12 protein-coding genes and 1 riboswitch are annotated in these 17595 nt (G+C 42.5%); of the genes, 9 read left to right on the forward strand and 3 right to left on the reverse strand.

What is annotated here, in order from left to right:
* The first annotated feature begins 31 nt into the window (after window positions 1-31).
* Window positions 32-127, forward strand: a riboswitch (cyclic di-GMP riboswitch).
* 322 nt (window positions 128-449) lie between these two features.
* From WC955_02450 to WC955_02490, 9 genes are all read left to right on the forward strand, one after another.
* Window positions 450-2141 (forward strand): PorV/PorQ family protein, encoded by a 1692-nt coding sequence (locus WC955_02450; GenBank protein ID MFA5857905.1) that lies wholly within the window; start codon window positions 450-452, stop codon window positions 2139-2141.
* A gap of 32 nt (window positions 2142-2173) precedes the next feature.
* On the forward strand, window positions 2174-4099 hold the full coding sequence (locus tag WC955_02455) for a FliG C-terminal domain-containing protein (protein MFA5857906.1): 1926 nt from the start codon (window positions 2174-2176) through the stop codon (window positions 4097-4099).
* A gap of 33 nt (window positions 4100-4132) precedes the next feature.
* Window positions 4133-7405 carry a hypothetical protein gene (locus WC955_02460; GenBank protein MFA5857907.1) on the forward strand — a complete coding sequence of 1091 codons (3273 nt, stop codon included), beginning with the start codon at window positions 4133-4135 and terminating at the stop codon, window positions 7403-7405.
* A gap of 54 nt (window positions 7406-7459) precedes the next feature.
* Complete coding sequence (locus tag WC955_02465; protein ID MFA5857908.1) at window positions 7460-8482, forward strand: DUF1646 family protein; 1023 nt, start codon at window positions 7460-7462, stop codon at window positions 8480-8482.
* An 88-nt stretch (window positions 8483-8570) separates the two neighbouring features.
* Complete coding sequence (locus WC955_02470; protein ID MFA5857909.1) at window positions 8571-8804, forward strand: flagellar FlbD family protein; 234 nt, start codon at window positions 8571-8573, stop codon at window positions 8802-8804.
* Window positions 8805-8841: 37 nt separating this feature from the next.
* Complete coding sequence (locus tag WC955_02475; protein MFA5857910.1) at window positions 8842-9636, forward strand: MotA/TolQ/ExbB proton channel family protein; 795 nt, start codon at window positions 8842-8844, stop codon at window positions 9634-9636.
* A 34-nt stretch (window positions 9637-9670) separates the two neighbouring features.
* Window positions 9671-10414 (forward strand): OmpA family protein, encoded by a 744-nt coding sequence (locus WC955_02480; GenBank protein MFA5857911.1) that lies wholly within the window; start codon window positions 9671-9673, stop codon window positions 10412-10414.
* 46 nt (window positions 10415-10460) lie between these two features.
* Window positions 10461-13250 carry a pyruvate, phosphate dikinase gene (gene ppdK / locus WC955_02485; protein ID MFA5857912.1) on the forward strand — a complete coding sequence of 930 codons (2790 nt, stop codon included), beginning with the start codon at window positions 10461-10463 and terminating at the stop codon, window positions 13248-13250.
* Between the two features lie 104 nt (window positions 13251-13354).
* Window positions 13355-14326 (forward strand): hypothetical protein, encoded by a 972-nt coding sequence (locus WC955_02490; GenBank protein ID MFA5857913.1) that lies wholly within the window; start codon window positions 13355-13357, stop codon window positions 14324-14326.
* A 7-nt stretch (window positions 14327-14333) separates the two neighbouring features.
* Here WC955_02490 and WC955_02495 read toward each other — a convergent pair whose 3' ends face one another.
* Genes WC955_02495 through WC955_02505 form a run of 3 tightly spaced genes read right to left on the reverse strand, consistent with a single transcriptional unit; the run spans window position 14334 to window position 17586 of the window.
* Window positions 14334-15122: a tetratricopeptide repeat protein gene (locus WC955_02495; GenBank protein ID MFA5857914.1), complete on the reverse strand. Its 789-nt coding sequence runs from the start codon at window positions 15120-15122 to the stop codon at window positions 14334-14336.
* Complete coding sequence (locus WC955_02500) at window positions 15119-15760, reverse strand: L,D-transpeptidase (protein ID MFA5857915.1); 642 nt, start codon at window positions 15758-15760, stop codon at window positions 15119-15121. The genes WC955_02495 and WC955_02500 overlap by 4 nt, the downstream gene beginning before the upstream one ends.
* On the reverse strand, window positions 15757-17586 hold the full coding sequence (locus WC955_02505) for a BatD family protein (GenBank protein ID MFA5857916.1): 1830 nt from the start codon (window positions 17584-17586) through the stop codon (window positions 15757-15759). Before WC955_02505 ends, WC955_02500 begins: the two co-directional genes overlap by 4 nt.
* Window positions 17587-17595: the final 9 nt, after the last annotated feature.

The raw sequence follows: 17595 nt of genomic DNA on the forward strand, positions 1-17595 counted from the left end.
ATGGGAAAGCGCAACTAAGAGTATTTCAGAGAAGCGATAAAGGCTATCCCGCGTGAAAACGCGGAGTCGCAAAGCTTCAGGCCTAAGTCCCGCAAAGGTTGCGGGATAAGGTAGCTGGGTTGCCGAAGAAAGAAGTGGATAAGTGTTATGGTTAGTGTTAACCAAGCTGAACAGAAGAGTATGTGTGAAGTAAGTGTAGGAAATCTAGAGTCTGGCAGTTTGGTTTCTGTTTTTTTGAGTTCACCGATAAATGGCAAAACCAGGGAAACCTGGTGACTTCCCGGTAATACGGGAACTGAGTGGCAGGTAGTTAGACTGTAGCTCAGGCAAAGCCTCCGAAAGTTTCGGAGCTCGCAGTTAGGGTGACTGCGAGTACGGGTCCTAAGTTAAGTACAACCTTGCGCAAGGTTGGAACGATAGGGCGGCTGGGTTGCCGAAGGAACAAGAAAATGAAAAGTTTATTAGGAACTGGCACAAGAGTTGCAGTTAATAAGTGTAAATTAAATAACCGGTATGCAGCCGCATCGCGCTGCGTGTCGGTTTTTTTATTTACTGTGCTTGTTTCTTTATTTAGTTTAATAACCTTCACTGTTGATTCGTACGCAGCAGCAACCGGCGGGCAGGCTGGTGCGTTTCTTTCCTGGGGTGCAGGTGCGCGGTCGTTGTCCATGGGGAAAGCGTTTATCGCAATCGCGGATGATGCTAGCGCGGCCTACTGGAATCCGGCGGGGATGACACAGCTTGATCGTAAAGAAATTACGGCGTTACACGCAACCCTTTGGTCCGAGACATCATACGACTTTTTGTCGTTCATCTATCCGACCAGCAACCTCGGCGTGTTCGGTATAAACTATGTGCGGTTAAATTCTGATGGATTCGAGAAATGGATTGTGCAGTATGACAATAATAACGAAGCGGTTGTGTGTGAACCCGTCCGTGATACGAATGGTAATGTTTACAAGTTCAGCGATACACAACAGGCGTTGTCATTATCATACGGCCGTGCAGTGTGGGAGTTTATATCAGTCGGCGTTACCACAAAGATGGTTGGTCGGACACTGGATACTTCTTCGGATTATCATTTAACCCTTGATGCATACCTTCTTGCGAAGAATATTAAGAATTTGCCGTTACGCTTAGGGCTCAGCGTTTCTAACTTATTACCGTTATCTTTTGGCGATACAAATGATAAGCTGCCGGTAAGTATCCGGTTGGGCGCGGCTTATAACTTCTTAAGAGACCGGTTAACAATATCCGCGGATTTGGACAAAAGCGGGAATTCAAACTTTAACTGGCATGGCGGTGCAGAGTATTGGTTACTAAACTTCGTGGCGTTACGGCTTGGATTTGAAGGCGATTTAGGTACTGGTTTACGCGAGACTACCGCGGGATTTGGGTTGAAGTATAAAGATTTTGGCGTAGATTATGCTTTTGCGTTCCACTCACTCGGTGCAAGCCATAGATTTTCGGGCAGCTGGCGTTTTGGTGCACAGATTACAGAACCGCGTCACGCAGCAGTACGCAAACTGCTTGAAGAAGGTTCTGAAGCGTATCGTCAAGGTAACTATTTACTCGCGGTGAGCCAGTATGCGAAAGCGCTGGATATCGATCCTACCAGAATCGAAGCTAAGTCAACGCTGGATAAGTTACAGACAATATCGTCTGAAATTGAAGAACAGCAGGGTGTTGGGCAGGAACCTGAAATTATGCGTAACGCGTTGACAACCTATATCGATGGTGATCTTAAGACTGCGATTAACGGGTTAAGATATGTTTATAGCAAACAGCCGCAGAATGATCCGTTATTACGGTTATTGAACAAGATTGAACAGCAGAGCGGTGAAGTGCCTACTGGAGCGGATAAGGTTTCACGGTCTGATACTCCTAAGATGACTGTCATCGACCAGAAGTTGTACCAGGCGTATCAGTCAATACTCAGCCGTGAATATGACAAAGCAGCGTTTGAGTGCCAGGAAGTGTTGAACCTCGAACCGAATAACATTACTGCGCTTGAACGGTTGGGGTCAGCATTCTTGATGATGAACCAGCGGGATAAGGCAAAGAAGGTTTGGGATAAAGTGTTGGAACTCGATCCCGGGAATAAGGTTATATTGAAGTTTTATAGCCAGCTTAATAAATAATTGATAAAGGGAAATAAGGAGAAAATGTTAAAATGAAGAGTATGATGGAAAAAGCGGTAAAGACAGTAGTTGTTATATTATTATTAACTATTAATATAACAACCTTATCAATCCCAACGATTTTTGCGCAGAATGAAGGACAGATTACTGCAAGTAGTGTGGATATCCTTAATCTCAAACTAAAGTATGAGAAAGAAATAGAGGCAAAGGTTCAGGATATTCTTAATCGTATAGTGGGAAAAGGTAATTCTGAGATTACCGGTTTGATGGTGGAACTGAGGATTGAGCAGGTAAAGCAAAGTGCTGAAAGTAGTAATGCTACGAATACCGAAGAAAAAAATATTGAGATCGGTGATACCAGATACCTGCTTCCCGGTGTCCCGATGCCTGTGGCGCCTTCCACACCGGATAAACCTACAAAAGCTGATTCACAGGCTACAGGGTCTCAATCGTCCAGAGTTACTATCCCGTCCTTAATTGATAAGATTAAGGTTACTATCATACTTGACAAAAACAAAGTCAGTGAGAAGCTTATGAATGATGTTATTGGCATAATATCTTCAGCGATTGAGACAAGTGTTGGTGGACAGACTCCTGAAGAGATTAAGAATAAGGTTAGTATATCCATCACGCTTGTTCCTTTTATTCAGGATACGGGTAGGCTTGATGGGTTCTTACGGCCGGGAGTGTTAATTCCTACAATCCTTGGGTTATTGCTAATACTGTTCCTGTACTTTGTTCTTCCCGCGGCTGTACAGGCGATTGCGGATGCTATAAAAGAAGGAGGCGGGCGCGGTTCTGAGATTTCTATACAATCAAAGAATGAGAATGAATCTCAAGGTAAGAATGAAGGTCAGGATGGCCAGGGTGGTGGCGCAGGCGGATATTTTTTGAAAGAAGGTAAACTTGTTAAGCAGGATGAGGAGAAGAAGGCGGAAGAAAAGTTTGTTCCTTTCCTGTTTGTCACAAAGGATAATATAAAGAACCTGATCTATCTGTTGCTTGAAGAACCTCCTGAAATTATTGCGACAATACTGGGGTACATTACACCGGAATTATCAGCGGAAGTTATAAGTAGCCTGCCGTTGGAACTTCAGATGCGCGCAGCGCTGGCAATGGCGACGGTAAGGCTTACTTCGGAAGAGGATATACGCAAACTGGATTCTGATATAAAGAAAAAAATTGATTTCCTGGTTGGCGGGATTGATTCGTTCATAAGAATCCTTGACCAGGTGGATACCCGGACAAGAAATGAAATGTTGGCGTCGTTGGAAGAACAATCGCCGCGGTTGGCGCAAAGAGTGAAAGAGTTTATTTTCTTATTTGAAGATCTTTCAAATCTTACGGATCAGGCTACACAGGTTATCCTCCGTGAATTAACACCGGCACAGTTGGGTGTGGCGTTACGCGGGCAGGTGATACCGCAGGTTATGGATAAGGTTATGAAAAACTTGTCGGAAAACGGGCGTGCGATGTTGAAGGAAGAAATTGAGTTTGGCCGGCCAGTGACTACAGCGGAGATCGAGGAAGAACGCAGAAAAATTGAGAAACTGGTTGAACGTTTGGATAAAGAAAATAAAATAGCGGTTCGTCCGGAAGGTGATGCAAAAAAGGCTATCATCATTGAAGGGCGGTTGGAGAGGCTTAAGATCGGCCCGGCAGGAAGCGCGGGTAGTTTTGCGGATCCGCAAAAAGCTGCGGAGCATTACCAAAAAGGTATGCGCGCGTATCAAGCAGGGAATATTGATTTGGCAATAAAGGAGTTTGAAGAAAGTTTAAATTATAACCCCAACCTCTGGCAGGTTGCACAGTTGCTGGGTAACTGCTACGTATCCCGCGGGTTGCTTCAGCAGGCAGTTTCCGCATACGAGAAATCGTTGGCGGTAAACCCGAATAACGTGCAGTTACGGAACTGGGTTAATTCACAAAAAACGCGGATGCCGGAACAAAAAGCGTAAATAATTTATAAAATAGTATATCAGGAGAATGTTATGGAAAACAAAAAAGATGAAAAACAAAATTTGATGGGAAAGCTGAACAGCAGTGGTGAGGTTCCGCTTATGCCGCATGATTCCAATGTTGAAGTCAACCCTGCGCCGGTATTTCAGGAAGAAAATGATGGTACGGTTCCCCCGGCTCCAACTGCAGAAAATGTTAGGCAGGGTACTATCAGTATAAAAGATTTAATGTCAGCATCAGCATCAACACCTGCTATGCCTGATATTTCAAATATGCCGATGCCAGGATTACCTGCGATGGATGGAATTGACCTTTTTAATATGCCAGGAAGTGGTGCGCCAGCTGCTATGGGATCATCCGAAAAAATTAAGTATGAAAAAAAGGTTATGGAGATGGAATCCAGTAGTGAAAAGTTGAAAGATGTCCTGGTTGATACTGAAAAAAAGTTTAATACTGAACGCAATGTCTGGGAAACCAGGGTTAAGGATAAACAACAGGAACTTTGGTCTGCAAAACAGGATCTTGAGTCTATCAAGAACCGTGAACGCGTTCTGCGCGATACTAAAGACCGTGAACTTAAGGATACGCGTGATAAGTTGGAGAATGAAATTAAGGGGCTGGAACATAAACTCGTGGATATCCGCGAAAAATCGTGGCAGCAGGCAATGAAATCGCGGGAGGAAGAGATGACCGCGGTACGGGTTGAGATGGCGATTAAGGATTCTCAGATCCGCGCGGTTAGAGAACAAAAGGACCGTGAAATATCCGAACTCCGTGAACGGATGGAACGCAAGATGGTAGAACAATTGTTCCATACGCGGCAGGAGTACGAAACAAAACTTACCGCGCAGGATGAGCTTGTTAAACAGTTGAAGGAAGAGCTTAAGGAGAAAGAACGCTTATTGCGTGAAGAACAGCGGTTGTATAACCAGCGCCTGCATGCAAAAGAAGAAGAAATTTTGTCATATAAAAATGAATATATTATCCGTGAGACACAAACACAGGGTGAGTATGATTCCAAACTCCGTGAATTGCTGTCAGATAAAAAGAGTTATGAAAAGGAACTGCTTAACCGCGAAAAAGGGTATGACAAAAATGTTGAACTCTGGCAGGAAAAGATCAGGATTAAAGATGAAGAAATTGCGGCATTAAAGAAGCATGTTGAAGGGCGCGCTGAGGAAGTTACTGCCGAATACAGGTTCCGTATTCAGCAGATGGAAGATGAGAAGCATCAGTTAACCGGAAATATTAGGAACCTGGAGAATGAGCTGCGTTTGGCGCAACAGGCACAGGAACGGTACTTCTACGAGATATCTTCTATCCGCCAGAAAATTGAAGCGGAATTTGTAGGTAAACTCGCAGAGAAGGATGTTGAAATTTCACGCCGTCTCGCTGAATCTAAGAATACGGTTGATGAACAAGTAACACAAAAATCTAAAGAAAAAGATCTGAGGTTACGCGAAGTTGAACAGGAGAAAACGCGGTTAGTGCAGGATTATGAGGAGAAGATAAGAAAAACTTCTGAGACTTATGAGACGATGATGCGTGAAGCACGGGAAAAACTTGCTGATTTGCCGTCGTTGCAGCTAAGGACGTCTGAGCTTGAGAAACGTTATGAGCGTGACCGCACTGCCTGGCAGGAAAGAATTGATGAAAAAGACGGTGAGATAGTAAAACTGCAGGATTCGTTCTCAAATGAACGTAAGAAATGGTTTGCCTCGGTTCCGGGAATTGAAGTTGTGCAGGAGAAGGATAAAAATATACGTGAACTGGAAACCCAGATATTCGGCTTGAAACAGGAACTCGCAGGAGTTAATGCCCAGCTTGTTTCCGCGGGTAATGCCCTGGAGAAAGCAAAAGCGCGTGAGGCATATATAGACGAGCTCGAACTCGAAGTGCTGAACCTTCAACAGGAGCTTGCAAAAACTAAGAAAAACTTGGTTGAAGCTCAGCACGGGCTTGAGTCTGCATCAGGGAATGAGGAATTACGTCAGAAAGTTGCGTATTTGACCGGTATAAAAGAGGAACAGGAGAAAAATGTTGAAACCCTGAGAACTGAAATAGAAATATTGAAGGCTGAACTTCAGGATAGTACCGCGTCTGTTACAGCAAAGCAAAAGCAGATTGATGCGCTGGTTTCCGAAGCAGGTGGATTGAAACAGCAGCAGGAGGAGTTAAAGCATAAACTTATTTTTAAACAAAATGATATTGCTGCGCTTCAGGAAAGCTGGAAAAATAAGGAAGAAGATATTAAGAAACAGCATGAAGCTGAACTTGTGCAGTTGAAGGCAAAACTGTCTTCATTAGCAGGTAATCCTGAACTCGAAGCGGTCTACAAAAAAACCGCAGCTGAACGTAATATCGCAATTAAACGCGCAGCGGATCTTGAAACTGAAATTATTGAGTCTAAACGCCAGCTTGCGCGGTTTGAAGATGAAGTTATGATGTTTAATACCAAGGTTAAACGGTTGGAGACGGAACTTGCATCGAAAAAGGATCTTCTTTCAATCCAGCGGGATATTAAAGGATTAGCTCCGTCGGTAGTTGAAGAAAAACAGTATAAGGATTTGGAGATTGCGTACCAAAAACTTATCGACGAAAATGAAGGTGTCCTGGAAATTAATCATCAGTTAGAGAATAAGATCACTGAAATGAAAGAAAAGTTTGACAGTATGGTGGTTGAACGCGATAGTATGAAAGATAATATCCGCGGGGAATATGAAAAACAGGTTGCACAGATTATTGATGGGTATAAGAAACGTATTGGGGAACTTGAAACACAGCAGAAACAACGGCCTGCCTCGGAAGTAAGCGGGACTGATGAACTTGCGTACTACAAAACCCGTCTTGCGGAACTGCAAAAAGGGTATGAAGCATTACTGAAGGAAAAACAGGATTATAAACGCCATGCCGAAGAGCTTAAGAATACATGGCAGGAGATGAAAGATAAGACGGTATTGGATGAAGTGGAACAGAAGAGGTTGGAAGCGCGGATCGCGGATTTGAAGGCGCAGTTGGAGGTTAAAGGTAAAGAATTTATTGATACTAAAAAACAAATGCAGGAACTTGTGATGCAGGAAAAGGAAAGGACTTTGAATCTGGAAGCTCAGAATGTTTGGATGAAGAAGGATGTGGAGCAAAAAGATCAGGTCATTGCTGAACTTGAAAAACGCCTGGCTGATGTTGAGCGTATATTCGGGAAGAAAAAGTCAACGCGGAAAATGTTTGAATGGTTGAATAAGCCTATGATTGATATTAATAAAAAACAGAGTGGGCAGGCAAAAAACGGGAATCCTAAGCATTGAGTAAAGGGATTTCATTATTTTGGAAGGAGTATTATTATAGTTATTTGGGGTTTAATAGCGGTAACTGCGATGGTGTTGGTGTTGCCGTTTTTAATAAAAAAAGTTGAGCACAACCTGGAAATATTTTTGTTTGTTATGGGCTGTATTGCTATGACGGTATCGTCAGCGTGGAATTTGAAGATTGTTCATGAAGCGCTGGTGGAGCCCATAAAAATAGCAGTTGCAGTTTTTATTGCCGGGATTTTGTTTCAGCGGCTTCAGCCGTTAGTTAAAAGCGGTGTGGATTATTTTGAGGAAATTCTCGGGATAAAACTGTTCGTACTGTTATTGATTATTTTGCTGGGGATACTTTCCAGCGTGATTACAGCAATCATAGCGGCATTGTTTTTAGTGGAAATCATTAATGTTATTAAACTAGACCGCAAATCAGAGGTAAAAATTGTTGTACTTGCATGTTTTTCTATTGGCATAGGAGCAGCATTGACGCCTATTGGCGAGCCGTTATCAACAATTTTGGTTGCAAAACTTAAGGACGCGCCGTATTACGCAAATTTTTGGTTTCCTTTTACACATTTTGCGGTATACATACTTCCCGGGATACTGGTAATCGGTGCATTCAGCTGGTTCATCACTGAACGTAAAGTTCGGGATGAGGCTGCGACATTGCATGAAGATGAACCACCGGAAGGGTTTAAGGATGTATTGCTGCGTACGGCGAAAGTTTACCTGTTTGTGATGGCACTTATCTTTTTGGGGACAGGGTTCCGGCCGGTGATTGATTTGTATATAATAAAATTACCAAGCGCAGTACTTTACTGGGTCAATATGATCTCTGCGATACTGGATAACGCGACATTAGTAGCTGCTGAGATAAGCCCTGGGATGGAGATAGAACAAATAAAGGATGCTGTGATGGCATTGATTATTTCCGGAGGGATGCTGATACCTGGGAATATTCCTAACATTATCTCAGCAAATAAGCTTAAGATCGGCAGCCGTGAATGGGCGATGTTCGGCGTGCCTGTTGGTTTAGTATTAATGGTTGTGTATTTTATTGTGCTTATGTTTATTAAATAATACTCAGGAATAATATCGTTATAATATTACTTCAAATATCCGCGTTTTTTTATTATAATATACTTTTATTTTTGAAATGAATTGATGTATGGACAATTTGAAAGAGTTTATGATAAAACTGCATAGGCTGGATAACCAGGAGTTTTGGTTGAACCCTGAATTGATTGAGACGGTAGAAGTTAAAGGTAATACTATGGTTAATCTTATATCAGGGAACAAGTATATCGTCAAAGAATCAGCGGAAGATATTGCAGTAAAGATGGTAGAGTACCAGTCTTTGGTACATAAAGATTTGCAGTTGTTAAACAAGAATAGGGTTTGATAAAGGTATATATTATTTATAAGGAGTTTAGGAACATATGGATATAGCAACGATACTAGGTATATTTGCTGGATTAGGGCTTGTAGTTTTAGCCATCTTTATGTCGGAAGGCGGAGGTTCGGCTTTTCAGTATTTTCTTAACGCAGAAGCGTTCCTCGTGGTTATGGGCGGTACATTCTGTGCGTTAATGGTAAACTATCCTATGAGCCAGGTTATAGGCGTATTCCGTGTGTTAAGAAAAGTTATGAGGGCATACGGTGAGGATACTACTCAAATAGTGAACATTTTCGTGGAGCTCACAAAACGCGCAAGGACAGAAGGTTTTCTGGCGTTACAGTCAGACATCGCAACGATTGATAATGATTTCCTTAAACGCGGAGTGCAGATGGTAGTTGACGGGCATGATAAGGAATTTATACGCAGTATGTTAGAGACAGAACTTGATTTTATACGTGAACGCCATAAGGTTGGGCAGGAAATATTTACTGCTTTGGGAACCTATGCACCGGCGTTTGGTATCATCGGGACGGTACTGGGTATGATTTTGATGTTAAACACTATTGATGATGTAAAAGAAGTGCCGCGGAGGATGGGTCTCGCTCTGGCATCCGCGTTTTTCGGGTTAGGTTCAGGTTACTTATTGTTCCTGCCGATATCAGGGAAGTTAAGGCGTAGGTCGGAAGAAGAGTTATTTGTAAAAGAAATTATTATCCGTGGTGTGTTGTTGTTACAAGGTGGAGCGAGCCCTATGATGATTGAAGAAAACCTTAAGGCGTACCTTGAACCTGCGAAACGTATGCTGATCAAGAGTACGCGTGCCGGTGGGCGGTAGATTAAAGAAAAAGTTGGGAATATAAAAAAAATATATGCCGTTACGTAAATCCAGGAATATGATTGATGCAAATGACCCGCGGGTGTCCCAATTTGGGCATCCTGCGCCGCCATGGATGGTGAACTATGCGGATCTAATGACAGAACTCGTATGTTTTTTTGTTATACTTTATGCACTTGGCGCGGCATTGAATAAGGATATGCAGAACGCACAGGAAAAAATTCAGGAATTGTTAAAAGAAGGTACAATCCAGGGTAAGGCGGAGATGACTAAGGAAGGGTTGAAGTTGACTCTCGAAGAACAAGGGAAGATCGCGTTTTTTGAAAGCGGGAAAGCGGATGTAACTCCTGATATGAACGCTATGCTTGACAAACTTGCGCCGGTATTCGATGACCTAAAAAACGATATTTTGGTGGAAGGGCATACGGATAACCGCCCGATTAACAGCCCGCAGTTTCCGTCAAACTGGGAGCTTTCAACTGCACGCGCTACGAGTATCATCAAATATTTGATTAACTCAAAAGGTATGGCGCCTAAACGTTTATCTGCCATAGGATACGGCGAGTTTCGCCCTGTCGCGGTGAATGATTCTGAGGAGAATATGCAAAAAAACCGTAGGGTTGTGTTTTTGATTAAAACCGAATCGTATAAGTCGGAATTGCAGGCAGAAGAAAATGCGGAAGAAGGAACGGCAGGAGAACAAACTACGGGAGTTAATACCCAGGAAAATACGCAGGTGGAAGTAAGTCAGGATACATCCACAGCAGTGAGTCAGTAATAATTTTATATAGGTCATGAGGTTTGAAAGGAGTAAAGTAGAGAAAATGGTTGTTAAGAAGAAAAAAATGGTAGCTAAGAAAATTGGGAAAAAAGTTGGGAATAAGAAGTACGTATACTTTTTTGGCGGCGGGAAAGCAGACGGGAAAGAAAGTATGAAAGATCTTCTCGGCGGGAAAGGTGCAAACCTTGCTGAGATGGCAGGGCATCCTAAATTACGGTTACCGGTTCCCCCGGGTTTTACTATAACTACAGAAGTGTGTACATATTATTATCAGAACGGGAAGAAGTATCCCGGTGTTTTGAGCCAGCAGGTGAATGACTCAATGGCAAGAGTTGAAGTGTTAATGGGTAAAAAGTTTGGTGATTCGGAAAACCCGTTGCTTGTTTCTGTCCGTTCCGGTGCGAGAAAATCTATGCCGGGTATGATGGAAACTGTTTTAAATGTTGGGTTGAATATGAAAACTATCCCCGGCCTTATCAAACAAACGGGGAATGAACGGTTTGTGTACGACGCGTACCGCCGGTTGATAATGATGTATTCAGATGTTGTGATGGAAAAAGCGTCTGGAATAGAACCTCAGGAAGGTAAAGGTATCCGTAAAGTTTTAGATGAAAAAATTGGAGCGCTAAAAGCTTCAAAAGGGTACCAGTCGGATACTGAAATCACAGCGGATGAATTAAAGGCGTTAGTTGCTGATTTTAAGGTTACCATCAAACAGGTATTAGGGAAAGAATTCCCGGATGACGCGCAGGAACAGTTGTGGGGCGGTATCGGTGCGGTATTTTCGAGTTGGAACGGTAAACGCGCAATTGATTACCGCAGGATTGAACGTATTCCTGATGAATGGGGTACCGCGGTTAATGTACAGTCTATGGTGTTTGGTAATATGGGTAACGATTCCGCGACCGGTGTTGCGTTCAGCCGTAATCCCGGTTCAGGTGAAAACCAGTTTTATGGTGAGTATCTCGTAAATGCTCAGGGTGAAGATGTTGTTGCGGGTACACGCACGCCATCACCGATTAATGAATATTCAAAGAATGATCAGAGTAAGCATCTTAAGACATTGCAGCAGTTTATGCCGGTAATTTATAAGGAACTGGATGATATACAGTTAAGGCTGGAACAGCATTATCATGATATGCAGGATATTGAGTTTACCATAGAGAAAGGTAAACTGTTTATGTTGCAGTGCCGCGTTGGTAAACGTAACGGCGTTGCGGCGGTACGTATGGCAGTTGAGATGGTGAAAGAAAAAATGATTGACGCAAAGACTGCTATCATGCGTGTAGGGCCTAACCAGTTAGTTGAACTTCTTCTCCCGATGATAGATCCTAAGGCGGAAGCTGCAAACAGCGCGATTGCAAAAGGATTACCCGCAGGTCCCGGCGGGGCGATAGGGCGTGCGGTATTTAACTCAGCGGATGCGATAGAATGGGCAGCAAAAGGGGAAAAGGTTATTCTTGTACGTGAAGAAACATCGCCGGAAGATGTGGGCGGGATGCATAAAGCGCAGGCGATACTTACGAGTAAAGGCGGGATGACAAGCCACGCGGCATTAGTTGCACGTGGCTGGGGTAAGTGTTGTATAGTAGGTTGCGGCGAAGTCGAGATCCTGGATGATGGTAAGAGTTTTAAAACAAAAAAAGGTACTGTCATCAAAGAAGGTGACTGGTTGAGCCTTAATGGTACAAAAGGGCTGGTTTATCAAGGCAAACTGCCGTTAGTGGATATTGATCTCGATAATAACCTCTCGTATACTGATCTTATGAAAATGGTGGATAAAGTACGTGTGTTAAAAGTTCGTACAAATGCGGATACTCCGAAGGATGCGGCACAGGCAATTAAGTTTGGCGCACAGGGTATTGGTTTGTTCCGTACGGAACATATGTTCTATGGTGAAGGAAGCGATAAACCGTTGTTCTTGCTGCGTAAGATGATTATGTCAAAGACATTGGAGGAACGAAAGAAAGCACTGGAACAGTTGTTCCCGTTCGTAAAGAACGATGTAAAAGCTACGTTAGAAACTATGGATGGTTATCCTGTAACGATAAGGTTGCTTGACCCGCCGTTACACGAGTTTGTTCCTCATAGCGAAGATAAACTTCAGGCATTAGCCACGGAACTTGGTGTTGATATGTCCGAACTAAACAAGCGCGCGGATTCATTACGCGAATCTAACCCGATGCTTGGCCATCGCGGGGTGAGGTTAGGAGTGACATATCCGGAGATAACCGAAATGCAGGTACGCGCAATTCTTGAAGCTGCAGCGGAGATCATTAAGGCCGGGAAAAAAGCGATTCCAGAAATTATGATTCCCGTTACATGCACGCAAAACGAACTGGTTAACCAAAAAGTGCTGGTTGATAAGGTTTATAAAGAAGTCCTTGCGAAGTTCGGGATGAAGAAACTGAGTTTTATGTATGGTACGATGATAGAAATCCCGCGGGCAGCGTTACAAGCGGCAAAAATGGCGGAAGCTGCCGAGTTTTTCTCGTTTGGTACTAATGACCTTACACAAATGACGTTTGGTTTTAGCCGTGATGATATCGGGAGTTTCTTGCCGGATTATCTTGAACACAAAATATTACCCGCAGATCCCTTCCAGACAATAGACCAGCCGGCGGTTGGTGAACTTATTAAGTTCGGTATCACCCGCGGAAGGTCAGTAAGGAAGGATTTGAAGGTTGGTATTTGCGGGGAACATGGCGGGGATGCGGATTCCGTAAAGTTCTGCCATAGAGTTGGTATGAACTACGTATCGTGTTCACCGTTCAGAGTACCGATAGCGCGCTTAGCGGCAGCGCATGCGGCTCTTGAAGATAAGAAAAAATAGTTGGAATTATTGTCTACGATGATACAGACGCCGGAAATCAGGGGGAGTAATCTTTCTGTCATCCGGCCTCTGGCGTCGTGGGTGTTGATGGAGTAATAGTAATAATGTTTATAACTGACGAGTTTAAAGGTGAGAAACGCAGTTTATTCGTGTTTTTGTTGATCGCAGCATCAATAATTATTGCGTATAATTTCTATAGTAAGGTTGAGAAACGGTTTTTTGATATCGCTCTGTACCGTCATGCGGAAATTATTAACCATACTGCTGCGGAGCCGTATAACCATCGCGTGCTTATGCCATACATCTTTGATGTTTCGACAAAGGTGTTGTCAAAATTTTGTTCACATGATTTTGCGTTTAAATTAACATTTTTAACGTACGATTTTATCTGTATATTTTTACTGCTATATCTTATTTACCGGTTGTTGAATAAGTTTTTTACTGACTTTTACCTGAAACTATTCGGAACATTATGGACTGCGTTATCTCTGGTGCTTGCTTTACGTACTATAAGCTATGGTTCATGGATGTTGTTGGAAACTGTAGTCTTTGTAGCGGGTGTGCTGTTTATGTTCAAGAAACAGTATGTGCCTCTGTTTTTATGCACTCTTGTATCCGCATTTAACCGTGAAACCGCGGTGTTCCTGATATTAGCATATTATTTTCAGTTATCTTTTGACCATAATATTAGTCCCAGTGTAAAAGCGTTAAGAATAGGCGGGTTGATTGCTGCGTATCTTGTTTCGGTGATAGTTTTGAAATCATTTAATATCCCGGGTATATTTGAGTTCGCGGTTATGCAGTTTAAGGAAAATATCGCGTCGCCTGTATTGATAGTAAAAAATTTGGCTACCATAACGTTATTGTTCAACGTTTTTATATTCCTTGCGTATAAAGGGTACCGGTACTCAGAATATTTTGTTAAACGTTTATTTCTTGTCATACCGTTTATCGTAATAGGTTATGTGTTTTTCTCGCCGTGGAATGAAATCGTGACATTGATACCGTTGTATGCAGTTTTATTGCCGGCAGGGTTATTCTACGCGAAACGTATTATTTCGGATATGGCGTATTGAGAATACGTTAATTCTCAATTCCGGTATTACTTTTCTCCAGCCATCCTTTAAGGTGTTCCGAAGGTAAGTTAATGGCATACCAATGGTTATCAGCACCAAGTATTATAACGTGTTTACCTTCTGGGATGTTAAAACTTGTTACGTATTCCTGTCCAGGGCCGGAGTACACAGGCGTTTGATCAACAATAACCGTTGCCCATGTATTGTTCTCAAATATTTGCCAGCGTGTAAAGAATAATGTTCCTGAAATTATCAATACTGCAGCACTTGCTAATGTCAGCCAATAGTATGAACGTGAGGTTGTTAGTATGTATAACATCCATAGGATGGAAAATATGAGTGAACATACTATTAATGCTGCCAGTAATTCAGTAGTTTTGAAGTAGCTTAAGGTGCGTTCAAAAAAGTTGGTCCACACTTTTTCATTTCTTATCCGGCATGTAAAGTTTAAGTTATGGCGGATATCTTCATCCCGCGGGGAGAGGCGTAGCCCACGGCGGTAGTTGAGGATAGCTTTGCCGAATTCGTTATTGCGGTAGTATGCATTACCTAGGTTATAGTATACTGAAGCGTTAATTTTTGATTGCCCTGTTAATTTTTCGCCATGCATTATTGCTGCTGCAAAATCCATGCGTTCATATGCTTTATTCATCTCATCATATAATTGCCATGGTGTCACAGCGGTTGGGGTGGAAATCAAGGGTGTAGGCTGTGCAGATATTGCGTGTCCGCAGAAAACAATGAGTTGAACTGTGATCATTATGATTAATGACATAAATTTGTGTGTTTTTTTCATGGTAATATCACTACCTTGGTTCCTGTCTTAATATTCTTCACTAATTGTTTTATATCAGTGTTCAACATTCGCACGCATCCTTGTGAGGCTGGATGCTGTATTGATGCAGGGTCATTATTACCGTGAATGGCAATCCCGCTGCCGGGGCCTACGTACTTACCGGCTTTTTTGGGTACTTGTCCGGCTATACAGGCGGTTTCATAACTACGGAGATCGGTTTTATTAGGATAATTTATGCCGATATACGCATAGCCATATGCGTTTGTTCCGAGGTCAACTCCGGGTTGTCCATACTTATGATACCCGTTTTTTGCGAGGTAATTACGTTTATTTAATGTCGCAAGTTTTTTGTATTCCTGCGACTTCACGGGCATGTCCCTGGTCATAATTTCTGTTATGCGATAAGTACCTTCCGGTGTGCGGTTGTCACCCTGGTAACGTTTGGGTTTTAAATCAGGATTCAAGCCAATGGATACTGGGTATGTGGAGATAACGGTATTATCATCGGACATCAATGAAAGTTTATACTGTGATTTATTGACTCTGATATATACATCCTGTTGCGTGTGAGTTAACTCCGGAAATGTAAAGAAAAAAAGTGTTATTGATATATAAAATACAGGTTTGGCAAAGTTCATAGGTGTTTCTCCAGTTTTTTTATCATTTCTTCTACTCTGACACATAACTCGTTGTTTTCACCGGTAGTTTTGCCGGGTGCGAACCTTAATAAATCCAGGTCTTCGCATACGTTTACGGTTTGTTTGACAGTATCCTCAGCGATGTGTTTTTCTAATAATAAAGTTTCAATCTGTGTCAGGGTAAGCCCGGCGGAGTATAAGCCAAACTTATCCGCAAGGTATTGATAGAAAATACCGGTAAGTTCAGCGCTAACTGTTTCACAGGATAATGTTTTACATTTATTTGAAAGACGTCTTAATTGTTTTCTCGCAGTATTACCTGCGCGGCTGTGACGTACCTTGTTTACGTCTTTCCCGATAACATCCCGGTATCGTTGATACCCAAGGGTTCCAAGTGGGGCAAAGATGGGTAGTATAAATAATAACATTAAGAACGGGTTGAACCGTATTGGCATGGCAAATGTGGTATTATTCCCGGTTTTTATATGCCTGATATCCGTAGAGAGTAGTTTAATATCATTGTTTACACTATCAGTACCTGTGGTACCGGGTATCTGAGAAGCTCCGGTTGTACCGGCTAAAGTCTTAACTCCGTCTATGCCCGGTGTTACCGTAACAGATATGGGGTTTGTGTTTTTTGTAACATAATTACCCTGTGAAGGATTGAAGTATGAGTATGAAATAGAAGGGATAACATGTTTCCCTACTGTTTGAGGGATAATAACTGTTTTAAAAGTTTTTGAACCATGGACAATACCGTTATCTTTGGTGGTGGTTACATTAGAAAGAGTATCGTATTTTCTAAAGTTAAGCATCTGAGGTAGTGAAGGTTCAGTGATTGTTTTGATATTACCGGTTCCCGCGACAGTGAGTATAAGATTTACTGCGTCGCCGAGTTTTATTTCGGTTTTATCAGTTTTTGCGGTTAATGAGTAATTACCGACCGTACCGTTGAACCCAGCGGGTTTGTTGTCCGGTAACGGTAAAACTGTTACGGAGACGGGTTCGGAATTCAATGTCAGCACTTTCCCGCCGGAGAAAAAGCCGCGGAAAAAGTCATCGCCAAAGGGGTCGTTCGAAGTGTCTTCAACCGCTATCTTCAACTGTGCCTGTCCTATATTAAACTTACCTGCTGTAGTAGGAAAGAGTGCAGTGCGGAATTCGGTTACCATATAACGTTTGCCGTTATATACGGTTTGGTATTCCTTCCGCGGGGATAATTCTTCTGCCCAAAAGCCGTTGGTAACCGGCGGCTGAAATGATTGTTGTTGTAGTACCCGGATGCGGGTATAGAACTTAAATGTAAGCGTCAGTTGTTCATTGACATACACTCTGTTTTTGTCAATAGAAGATGTTATGAATACAGGCTCGTCTTTGCCGGAAGGATTTGCACGGGTAGTGTTTTGCGCGGTTCCTATTTGATTTTGTGAAGAAGGTTGTGTGACTTCAATGGTAATCTGTTGTGATTGTATAATTTGGTTCTGGTGATTAATACTAAACTGCGGGATCATAAACTTTCCGGCTGATTTCGGTGTTAATACGTAAGAATGGTTTGCTGATGCTGAGACCGCACCGTTTATAAACGAAAAGTTTTGTGAACTGTAAGACTGTACTATATTAAAATCATTCATTGCGGGTATTGCCGGGCGGGGAAGGTTTTGTGTGTTGCCCGAGACTGTCACTTGCAAAGTAAGCTGTCCGTCAAGAGGGACTGTTGTTTTGTCTACTTCCGCGGTGATTGTGATATCCGCCGCATAAATTGTGGTAATAATTGTTGTTGATAGAAGTAATGTGAGTAGTATAGCAATAATGTTTTTTGTCGTCATACGCATGGC

The sequence above is a fragment of the Elusimicrobiota bacterium genome (assembly GCA_041658405.1).
GTDB lineage: Bacteria > Elusimicrobiota > UBA5214 > JBBAAG01 > JBBAAG01 > JBBAAG01.

Excerpts from the sequence above, each read along its gene's own strand:
- WC955_02450 (MFA5857905.1), top strand. The coding sequence starts at position 450 with ATGAAAAGTTTATTAGGAACTGGCACAAGAGTTGCAGTTAATAAGTGT.
- WC955_02455 (MFA5857906.1), top strand. The coding sequence starts at position 2,174 with ATGAAGAGTATGATGGAAAAAGCGGTAAAGACAGTAGTTGTTATATTA.
- WC955_02460 (MFA5857907.1), top strand. The coding sequence starts at position 4,133 with ATGGAAAACAAAAAAGATGAAAAACAAAATTTGATGGGAAAGCTGAAC.
- WC955_02470 (MFA5857909.1), top strand. The coding sequence starts at position 8,571 with ATGGACAATTTGAAAGAGTTTATGATAAAACTGCATAGGCTGGATAAC.
- WC955_02475 (MFA5857910.1), top strand. The coding sequence starts at position 8,842 with ATGGATATAGCAACGATACTAGGTATATTTGCTGGATTAGGGCTTGTA.
- WC955_02480 (MFA5857911.1), top strand. The coding sequence starts at position 9,671 with ATGCCGTTACGTAAATCCAGGAATATGATTGATGCAAATGACCCGCGG.
- ppdK (MFA5857912.1), top strand. The coding sequence starts at position 10,461 with ATGGTTGTTAAGAAGAAAAAAATGGTAGCTAAGAAAATTGGGAAAAAA.
- WC955_02490 (MFA5857913.1), top strand. The coding sequence starts at position 13,355 with ATGTTTATAACTGACGAGTTTAAAGGTGAGAAACGCAGTTTATTCGTG.
- WC955_02495 (MFA5857914.1), bottom strand. The coding sequence starts at position 15,122 with ATGAAAAAAACACACAAATTTATGTCATTAATCATAATGATCACAGTT.
- WC955_02500 (MFA5857915.1), bottom strand. The coding sequence starts at position 15,760 with ATGAACTTTGCCAAACCTGTATTTTATATATCAATAACACTTTTTTTC.
- WC955_02505 (MFA5857916.1), bottom strand. The coding sequence starts at position 17,586 with ATGACGACAAAAAACATTATTGCTATACTACTCACATTACTTCTATCA.